This window comes from Candidatus Nebulibacter yamunensis (assembly GCF_024208055.1).
GTDB classification, from domain to species: Bacteria; Pseudomonadota; Gammaproteobacteria; order Francisellales; family Francisellaceae; genus Caedibacter; species Caedibacter lacustris.
The window spans coordinates 1-9,517 of record NZ_JAMBMW010000033.1; the positions used below are offsets into that span (position 1 = coordinate 1).

Sequence of the window (9,517 nt, forward strand, 5' to 3'; positions counted from 1 at the left end):
GAAATGTCTTGGGATTTCTGCGTATCTTGGTGTATCTTAGGGACATGGAGATCCTCTTTGATCAGTAAGTCTCCATACCTTTTATACATATTTTAACAAAATTCATACTTACGCAGCAGGTCTAATGCTTAAAGGGGATGATGCAGATATTATCACTGGTAATTTGAGTATTCAATATGTTTTAGAGGAATTTCACAAGAAATGACTTGGAAAATAATTATATTTCTTGTTATGCTCGCAAATAACCTATATGGGGTGAATGAGAGTGATTTAAAAGATAAAAAGGAACTCGGAAAGAAAGTAGCTGAAGAAACATTCGCTAAAGATGTTAAAGAGATGTTTCAAGATAAAGATAAACTCACCTCAAACCTGTACTACTATAAAGATCTAGATAAGCAAGACCTTGATATAAAAAAGGCCCAAGGCTCTATGAAGATGGACTCTACAAATTGTGATGAGAAAGACTGTCCACTTGGCAATATATTTTCCAGCTCATCAAGGAGTGAGAGAACAACAAAATCAGAAGAAGTAGGTTTTATTAAAGATGAGCAAGGTAATATCATAGATAATAAGGGCTTTTTAGATAAAGTTAAAAAGAGAGCAAGAGAAGCGGGTCAGAATTTTGATTACATAAAAGGCGAATATAAGGACTGCAAACCACATGAAGTTACAAACAAGTACACTACTTTAAAATTTTGCGATCAGTATTATGATATAGCGCATAATAGCTGCCCTATTGATCAGGTAGTGGAGATAGATCCGAGATATATTTATCAATGCAGCAAAAGAAGAGAAATTAAAGAAAAGGTATGTATAGAAACCATCATAAGACACTGTGAGAGTGATATGGACTGCAAAGAAGATAAAGGGGGTATAGTAGAGGGCTCTGTTAATGCTGGTATAGAGTGGGCCTATCATTATCCATATTTAAGGCTTGGTAGTAAAACTGGGCATTGGCATTTTAGTTGTGAGGGAAATTGCTGCAACAAGGTTGAAATGAGCGCGCAATTTAAGATAAGAGCATTGAATAAGATAAAGAAATTTGTGCTTCATAAAATCTCATATGATGATCATGCCATGATATATCTCAATGGTCATATGGTTTATAATACCTTGGGAGGCAGTAAGCTTGAGATAACAGAGAAAAAAGATAGCTCTGGATATTATACTAAAGAAGGTGGATTTTTGGGCTTTTTTCAAGATGATGTTTTTCATTCAAGACCAGGTAGTACAAGTCTTATAGTAGATGGAGGAGGTGGGGGTAGTAAGGCATGTTGGAGACTGTTTCCTGGTCATGGAATTGATCATTATGAGGTCATAGATAAAGACTTAAAACCCTTTTTAAAGCAGGGAGTAAATGAAGTAACAATGGTCTTAGTATATGCAATGCGCGGTCAGTTTAATGTCTTTTTTGAGACTGGACAGTATTGTTGTAGCAAGTGGAAGGATACATCGGTAGTACAATGCGATTACTTGGATTGATACTAGTTCTTATATTTAGCAGCTCAGCAATGAGCTTTGAAGAGGATGAATGTCTTGTTATTAAGGAAAAGAAATGCATAGATTATAGAGAGAAAATAATAGATGATTATCCAGTTACTCGCTGTTGGAAATACGAAGAGAGATTAAGATGCGCAGGTAAAGAGAAGAATTATTGCAAGATATTTGAGGACAATAGAGGTTGCAGTGAAATTACGGCTCTATGCTTAAAAAGTGCTAACATAAGCAAGATATGTGAGCATTTTGAAAAGAAGTTTCGCTGTGGTGATAAAACAAAACAAACAGAAGAGGTTAAGCATGTAGATACAGAGTATTTAGTGCAAAGAGATGATAAGGATTTATCAAAGTGTAGTAAGAGTTTTTTAAAAGACTGTATGGTGGATAAAGAGGTATGCGTTGAAGGGGCAGAGATACGAAATATCAATGGAAAGGATGTTTACAAGGATTGCTGGAAATGGGAGAGAAAATATTATTGCAAAAAGAATACATTAATCGATGAGTGCAAGGATTTAAGAGCTAAATGCAAAGAAAAATCAAAGGAATGTTTATATAAAAGTGATGATTGCGAGCATTGGGAGCTTACATACGAATGTGAGGAAAAGGAGATAGATAAAGTGGATTGTATTGCTGGTAAATTTTGCTTAGGGGGAATTTGTGAGGAGAAAGAGAGATTTAGACCAAATAACTTTGGAGAGAATATAGGTACCTTAGCTACTTTATCTCAAATGAATAAAGAGAACAGAGAGGGGTGCGAGTGCCTGCCAAATGAAAAGTGTACGCCAGATACCATGACAAACTGTAGTTTTTTTAAAGGAGAGTCAGCTAAATGTAAGATGATAAGGGGTGAATATATCACATATCTAGCATCAGCAGCATCTATATATGGTTCATGGTCAGCACTCTCGCAAGGAGTATTTTCAGTACTTGGAAGTAGTGGTAACTTTGCGCTGCTGAGCGAAGCAGAGAAAGCTAGGTTCATAGCAGAGCAAGCAGCTAAAGCAGGAGGTGGAGGCCCTGCTGGGAGAATTGATTGTTGCGAGATTGAAGGAGTATTATCTGGTGCATTTTGTGATGCAAAAGATATGACATTAAAAATGAAAAAAGGGCAAGGTCTTTGCACCAAAGTAGGAAGATACAATGAGCTTTTAGGTCTGGTCTCCAATACCAGTTATTGCTGCTTTAAAACAAAGCTAATGCGTATTGTGCAAGAGCAAGGTAGAAAACAACTTGGCATAAGCTTTGGAACGCCAGAGAATCCTGATTGTAGAGGCCTTACATTACAAGAGATACAATCAATAGACTTTGGCAAGATAGACTGGTCTGAAATTATCAAAGATTTTAAAGCTGATGCAAAATCTGCTATTGATAAAAATATTATTCCTCAAGAAATGCGTGCTAAGATTTTAGACATGAAAAATAATTCAAAAGACTTTCTTTTAAAAAGAGGGCAAAGTATTCAAGATGATCAAAAAGCCACGGAAGATTTTATAAAACAGAAGCTCAATAAATTTTATGGCACAAAGAATTAGAAAGATCATCCATATAGACATAGGCTGCCTTTATACAGCTATTGACATCCTTTTTAGGCCAGCTTGGGAGTTGCTGCAAGAAATAAAAATAGCCAATGACATCCCCGACAAAAGAACAAACCCAAATAATAAATGCTGCAAAAGGCAGCGATAATATACTTTTAATCACAGCTTTTGCAGGAAGCGGGAAAACTACAACTCTACAAATGATAGCAAATGCACTTCCAAATAAAAAAGGCCTTTATCTTGCTTATAACAGAGCAATTCTACAAGATGCAAAAAGCAGATTTCCATCTAATATTACTTGCAAAACAACTCATGGATTAGCATATGAGTATTATGCAGCGCAATATAGAAAAAAGATCACAAATAAACTCACGGCTCGAAAAGTAGTGCGGCACCTAGATATAGAGAATATGAGTATGCAGGAGAATAATGTTCTGGTTTCTGCGAGCAACATCAATATTGCAGCTTGCGCTATGAGGATAGTGAATAATTTCTGCTATAGTGCTGATCAAGAAGTAACGTACGAGCATTTTTCCAATTACTTTCTTGAGCTTTTATATAATAGGTATAGAAAAAAGGTAGAGCTTGAATACGATAAGAAAAACTTCAATACTCCAAAAACATTTTTAGAGTATTATGCAAATTACTGCACTCACATTGCAATAGAACTATGGGAGGCAATGATAGATCAAGATAGTAGAGTTGGTATAACACATGATGCATACCTCAAATTATATCAGCTGAGCAAAAGAAGGATAAAGAATATAGATTTTATACTGATAGATGAATCACAAGATGCCAATCCAGCTGTGCTTGATATATTAAATAACCAGGAAGCAAGGCGCATTTACGTTGGAGATCAATATCAGCAAATATATAAATGGAGAGGCTCTGTTAATGCAATGAATGAAATAGATGGGGATAAATTATATCTCACTCAATCATTTAGATTTGGTCAAAAAATTGCAGATGAAGGCAATAAGATACTTTCTATGCTGGGAGAGAAACAGGAGATAAAGCCCAATTTATCGATAGATAGCAAAGTGGAAAAAATAGATGAAGGAACTCAGCATACAATTATTTGCAGGACAAACTTCTCTATACTAAAGAAATGTATAGAATGCTATAATCTTGGAAGGAAAGTTGCGTGTATAGGTGGTTTAAAAGGCACTTTAAAAGATTTTGAATCTGGTTATTATTTGTGGAAGGGCAAGATAGAAAAAGTCAAATCTCCAAAAGTTTTACTATATCAAAGTTGGGAAAATTTATTAGAAGAAGCAGAGCTGACTGGAGATCCTGAGATAAGAGGTATTGTCAACTTTATTGAAGAATATGAAGAAAATACCATCTCTGCTATAAATAATATTTTATCTGTAGTCATCCACGAAGAGAATAATGCTGATATTATTTTAAGCACTGCACATAAGGCCAAAGGCCTTGAATGGCCTCGTGTAAAAATAGCGGGAGATTTTAGAGAGCCTGCAAAATGTAGCCCTGATGAACTAAATTTATGGTATGTCTCAGTGACAAGGGCAATAGAGGTTCTGGATCTTACAGAGGTAGAAAAGCTTTTCACAACAAAGGAAAAGAAATTTCTTAGCATAGAGCTTGTTCCATCTACCGCGTGGTTCTCGAATGTTAGATCAATAGTTACTGAGCATGAATGGAGTAGAATAAAAAGAGCCGTATATAGAAGAGCTGGAAGAAGGTGTGAGATATGCAATGGCTATGGCTCTAAATGGCCTGTTGAATGTCATGAAATTTGGGATTACGATGATGATAAAAAGCTACAAACCTTAAAGGGGCTTATCGCTTTATGCCCATCTTGCCATGAAGTGAAGCACATAGGCTATGCAAGCATTAGGGGTAGAGCAGAAATGGCAAGAGCTCATCTTTGCAGTGTGAATAATTGGAGCCAAGAGAAAGCTATCAGTTATATTGAGGAGCAATTTAGAAAATGGGAAGAGAGGAGCATGTATGAATGGCATCTTGATATTAGCTTTCTAAAAGATGAATTTGGAATAGATGTGCAAGTGCACGAAAGGAAGAAGGATTGCATATATTTTTAGTAGCCTAGGCTATATAACATGCGCCGTTATCAATAAAATTTGTAATGTCAAAATGATAAAATAGAGATATAATAGAACGTTAATTTGCCAGTACATATGGATAATTGTGGCACTATATCACAAGATAGATCAAAGAAGTTAGATAAAGAAATGGACGCCATTAGCAAGGTGTTTCAATATATGGATCAAATAAAATTAGATGATACCAAAGATAATGTTCAGCGACTGAAAGAGTTAGGTCGCATAGCAAAAAATGGAATATAGAATGGGAAATCTATTTGATAATTTAGCTGATTCCACCAAAATGGCTCTGGATATATTGGATGGTAAAGAGCCTAATAGTCAGAAAGACTACAACAAAAATAAGCATGTGGATTCTAAAACCACCATAGAATTTTTTGCACGGCCTATAAATTTTATCCCAATCTTTTATCACTCATACACTATCTTCACATGTGAAAATGGAGATAAATTGATTTTAAGTGGATTTCCTACTTTTGAAGGTAACATGGTATTGAATATGCTGATAGGAGATCTTAGTGCAACGCTGGTTGAGTATAATGCAATAAATTATCACAAGAAGCTTTACCTTAAAGATGACTATCTAGAGAAGCAAAGCAGGATACAGATACAAAAATTAGAATTTCAAGACAATAAGGAAATAGATACATATATCGCAAAAGCACATGAAGCTGTTCAGTTTATAGAAACTGGAAATAATGGGCATAGATTTGATTATGATTTCTGTTTTTATCACAATAATTTCATTCAGTTAGGGATTGAGAAAAAGTGCTGTGGCGCAAATAGCAACACTGTACAAAGATTAGCGTATCAATACATGGGGTTGCCTCTTTCTATACCAGAAGAGCTTCATCTTCCAGGAATAGAGGGTAGCTTTTATGTTGGATTTTGTGATGGCTTTTTCTCTACTTTAGGAGAAGAGATGTGCAGAGATGACTTACCATGATTAAAATAATTAAGCATTACTTCAAAGCGTGGCTATGGCTTGTATTGTTCTCTAACGTTTGGAATACGGTTTTTGATACCAGGCCTATAAAGTACGAGAGATTTTTCAGTGAAACGAGTTTTAGGAAAGAGGTTGCAAAATTAATACCTATAGGCTCAAGAATATCAGATGCATCTCATATCTTATACGGCTCAGTGCTACATCGTGTACAGATTTGGTATCCAACAAAGAGAGAGGTATCTTCTGGTGGGCATCATCCAAACACTCAATATATACTATATACTGAATATTATTCAGATATATTGTCTTTAGGGCTTGGGTCAATTTATTGTATTGATGTTGAGGTAGATGAAAACGGTTATATAGTAGATGTATGCGGTGATATACAGTCATTAGGTACAAAATCGGTTTTATAGCTATACTTTAGACAAAATTATGGAGAGTTTTTCTCTACTCGCACTGAGGCGATCTGCAAGTTTAATGCTGCTTATATGATATTCTATAAAAGCACTACAATTTTAGATTCAAATATGATAAAAAGGCATTGCAATAAAGGTTTAGCACATGAAAAAGAAAACCTTCAATATAGTTGTTTGGCTCTTTTTACTTCCTTTTTCTGCGTATTCTGCGGGCTTCAAGTTTACGAAGAAGTTTTGTGCTGAAAGAGGATTAGGAAGCAATTGGTACTGCCAAGCTGAGGAAAAAGAAAGCATTGATGATATAATGGAGTCAAACATACCAGCTTTACAAAAAGCTCAAATCTTAAATCAGCTATGGGAATTTTATAGAGCGAAAGCAGTTATTGATGCAAAAGAAGAAGATATAGAGAAATTTCTGGAGATTAACTCTCTTATCTCTCAAAAAGCGGTTTTATTTGCACATAAAGCACAAAGAATTGTAAATAGCTCTCCTAAATATTCAGCCGTCCAGAGCAATTATAAAGCAAATACCGATCAAGCAATTAAAGATGCTACTAAAGTTCACTACTTGAAAGAAGGTAGTAAGAGATATGCTCTTGTTATGGTATATAGCACTTTGTGTAGCCACTGTATTATGCAGCTTCCTAATGTTTTAAAGATAAAGGAGAAGTGGGGTTTTGCTAACCTCGGAATTAGTGTGACAGGTGATTTTTTAAAAGGGTTCGATGAGAATATCTCCGAGCCTTCAATAACAAAAGACAGTGCAATACAGGCATTTCCTACTCTAATACTGTTAGATAAAACTGCCAAGGAAAAGATATTTTTAAGCAAAGGGCTTACATCTACAGAAGAAATTGAGGATAGGGCTCTTTCCATCATAAAAGAAAGAGGACTATGATAATAAGGGCCCTATTACTCTTTTTATTAATATCTTCAAATGTGAATGGAGCGGAAAGTATACTAGACAGTATATCTTCTCTTTGGAATTCTCTTGGGGGACAGAGCGTTTCTACTGGATCTAATATTTATGCTTCTCAACAATCAGGAAATGTCACTCTTGGAAGTATTTATATTGCAAATAAAAAGCATAACAGAAATCTTATAAATGTTACCTTCCCAACAATAGATATAAACCATCCTTGCGTTAAGAACTCTGTTTTAAATTTTGGAGGGATCTCTTTTATATCTGGAGATGAGCTTAAAGAAAAACTCCAAAGCATAGCTCAAACAGCAGGTATGATATTTGTTTATCTGGGTCTTTCTTCTATATCTCCAGTGATTAGTGAAACTCTCCAAGAGGTTTATAGTAAACTACAGGAAGTAGGTGGCTTTTTGTCTGATGAATGCCTTGCTGCGGAAATGGCGGTGAATTTTATAAAAGATAAATATACGCAGTACAACACATTAAGGAAAAAGCAAGTTACGGATTATGAATTATCTAAGGGAGATAAAACTGATATTGCGGGCGCATATAGAAGCTATCCAAAAGACTCTGGGGCTTTAAGCAAAGAGATAGGTGAGAAGCACCCAGAAAAGAGGTTAGTGAATATCAATTTAGCCTGGGAATCTCTTAAAAAGCTTCAAGATGTAGATATTGAAACAAAAAGACTGATGATGAGCATAAGTGGCACAATTATCATACTTGAAAATGAGAATGACCCTGACGGCCATCCTGCCGTTGAGCATATAATGCCCAAGATTACAGACCCTACTGTTTTTCAAGGGCTTTTAAAGGGTAGCGAGCAAATGAGTCTCCTAACTTGCAAAGATAGTGATAAATGCCTGCACGTTAAAGATGAAGGATTTAAACTTTTAAGTCTTCAACAGCGTAGGGGTTTTGAAGAAACTGTTTCAGATCACTTTGCAAACTTTAAAATAGCTCTTGATGAGGATGAAGAGTTAAAACCTTCATCTCAGAGCTTTTTATCACAAGCTGGCATACCAGTTTATATGATGTATGATGTGCTATACAGAAAAACTAATGGTAAACCAGATGCCGAAGCTGGAATATTAATACAAATCACTTCTTGGAATATACTTTATCATTATCTAACAGAGCTTATTAATGATTCTATAAAAGCATCTAATAATTATACAATTCTTGCTGCAGATGAGCTCAATACTTATAGAAAAAATCTAATCTTAGCTAGGGAAATGCTAGGCAAGTATAAAATGCAAGATCATAACATGCATAACTTACATGTTTTACTAGCTCAAAGATCTGAGTCTCAGCAAAGATATCTCAATAATGTTGGTTTAAAAAGGGTGGGAGCAAATGGATTTTGATATTTACACAATAGGTACAGGAGCTTTTTTAGAGCATGCATTTAACGCTATACGCTTAATATGGGGAGGCTCTGGTTTTATAGCTCTTTTAAAACTAGCTGTACTTGTGGGTCTTTTAATACTGATTGTGAGATCTGTGTTTGAGTTTACACTCAAATCTATAATTCTTTATTTTGCAAAAGTCACTTTAATCACAGGGATTATAACTGCCCCAATTGCAAAGGTTCACATAATAGATAAGCTTCCTAGTGCATATGGATCTGTGGATGCATCCAGATATGTCGAGAAAATACCACTTGGACTTGCTGCTATGGCATCTTTTACATCAACTATTGGAAATTGGATTGGTGAGAAATTTGAAGATAGCTATTCTGCTGTATTTCCTTATAAAAGGACAAGCTTACTATTTGGCTCAAAAATAGTAGAAGATATAAGTGATTTAAGAGCTGATAACGCAGATATAAAGACTCTCTCCAATGATATACTTATGGGGTGTATCCTCCCTGATATTGATTATGGGTACAACAGAAAAAATGGCTATACAGAAAATGACCTCAAAGCCTCTCCAAATATTTTAGCTTTTCTGAAAGAACGTGCATCAAGGGCGAAACCAAAATGAATAACCCCGCAGCAAGCTACGGGGTATCGGACTAGAATAACTTCAACTGCATATCTTTGTGGATTTGCTGATATTGACAGCCCTGATTCTTAACATATTTTCCTATCATATCTTCATTACCA

Annotated in this window: 9 protein-coding genes; all 9 read left to right on the plus strand. The window is 35.3% G+C overall.

Annotated features, from left to right (window positions below; all coding sequences use genetic code 11):
• Positions 1-201: 201 nt before the first annotated feature.
• The 9 genes from M1V25_RS09875 (at position 202) to M1V25_RS09915 (ending at position 9,395) form a co-directional block, all read left to right on the plus strand.
• Positions 202-1,482: a hypothetical protein gene (locus M1V25_RS09875; RefSeq protein WP_498843174.1), complete on the plus strand. Its 1,281-nt coding sequence runs from the start codon at positions 202-204 to the stop codon at positions 1,480-1,482.
• A gap of 29 nt (positions 1,483-1,511) precedes the next feature.
• The gene (traN, locus tag M1V25_RS09880; protein WP_272905931.1) at positions 1,512-3,029 is read left to right on the plus strand and encodes a conjugal transfer protein TraN; all 1,518 of its coding nucleotides are present in this window, start codon (positions 1,512-1,514) and stop codon (positions 3,027-3,029) included.
• 95 nt (positions 3,030-3,124) lie between these two features.
• On the plus strand, positions 3,125-5,104 hold the full coding sequence (locus M1V25_RS09885) for a UvrD-helicase domain-containing protein (protein ID WP_236866927.1): 1,980 nt from the start codon (positions 3,125-3,127) through the stop codon (positions 5,102-5,104).
• Positions 5,105-5,188: 84 nt separating this feature from the next.
• Positions 5,189-5,368, plus strand: coding sequence for a hypothetical protein (locus M1V25_RS09890; RefSeq protein ID WP_498843175.1), 180 nt, complete (start codon positions 5,189-5,191; stop codon positions 5,366-5,368).
• A gap of 1 nt (position 5,369) precedes the next feature.
• Positions 5,370-6,071 (plus strand): hypothetical protein, encoded by a 702-nt coding sequence (locus tag M1V25_RS09895; RefSeq protein ID WP_236866930.1) that lies wholly within the window; start codon positions 5,370-5,372, stop codon positions 6,069-6,071.
• Positions 6,068-6,487, plus strand: coding sequence for a hypothetical protein (locus M1V25_RS09900; RefSeq protein ID WP_236866932.1), 420 nt, complete (start codon positions 6,068-6,070; stop codon positions 6,485-6,487). The genes M1V25_RS09895 and M1V25_RS09900 overlap by 4 nt, the downstream gene beginning before the upstream one ends.
• Positions 6,488-6,635: 148 nt before the next feature.
• On the plus strand, positions 6,636-7,388 hold the full coding sequence (gene traF, locus M1V25_RS09905; protein ID WP_236866933.1) for a conjugal transfer protein TraF: 753 nt from the start codon (positions 6,636-6,638) through the stop codon (positions 7,386-7,388).
• Positions 7,385-8,776: a conjugal transfer protein TraH gene (locus M1V25_RS09910; protein WP_236866936.1), complete on the plus strand. Its 1,392-nt coding sequence runs from the start codon at positions 7,385-7,387 to the stop codon at positions 8,774-8,776. Before traF ends, M1V25_RS09910 begins: the two co-directional genes overlap by 4 nt.
• Complete coding sequence (locus tag M1V25_RS09915) at positions 8,766-9,395, plus strand: conjugal transfer protein TraG N-terminal domain-containing protein (RefSeq protein ID WP_236866937.1); 630 nt, start codon at positions 8,766-8,768, stop codon at positions 9,393-9,395. The genes M1V25_RS09910 and M1V25_RS09915 overlap by 11 nt, the downstream gene beginning before the upstream one ends.
• Positions 9,396-9,517: the final 122 nt, after the last annotated feature.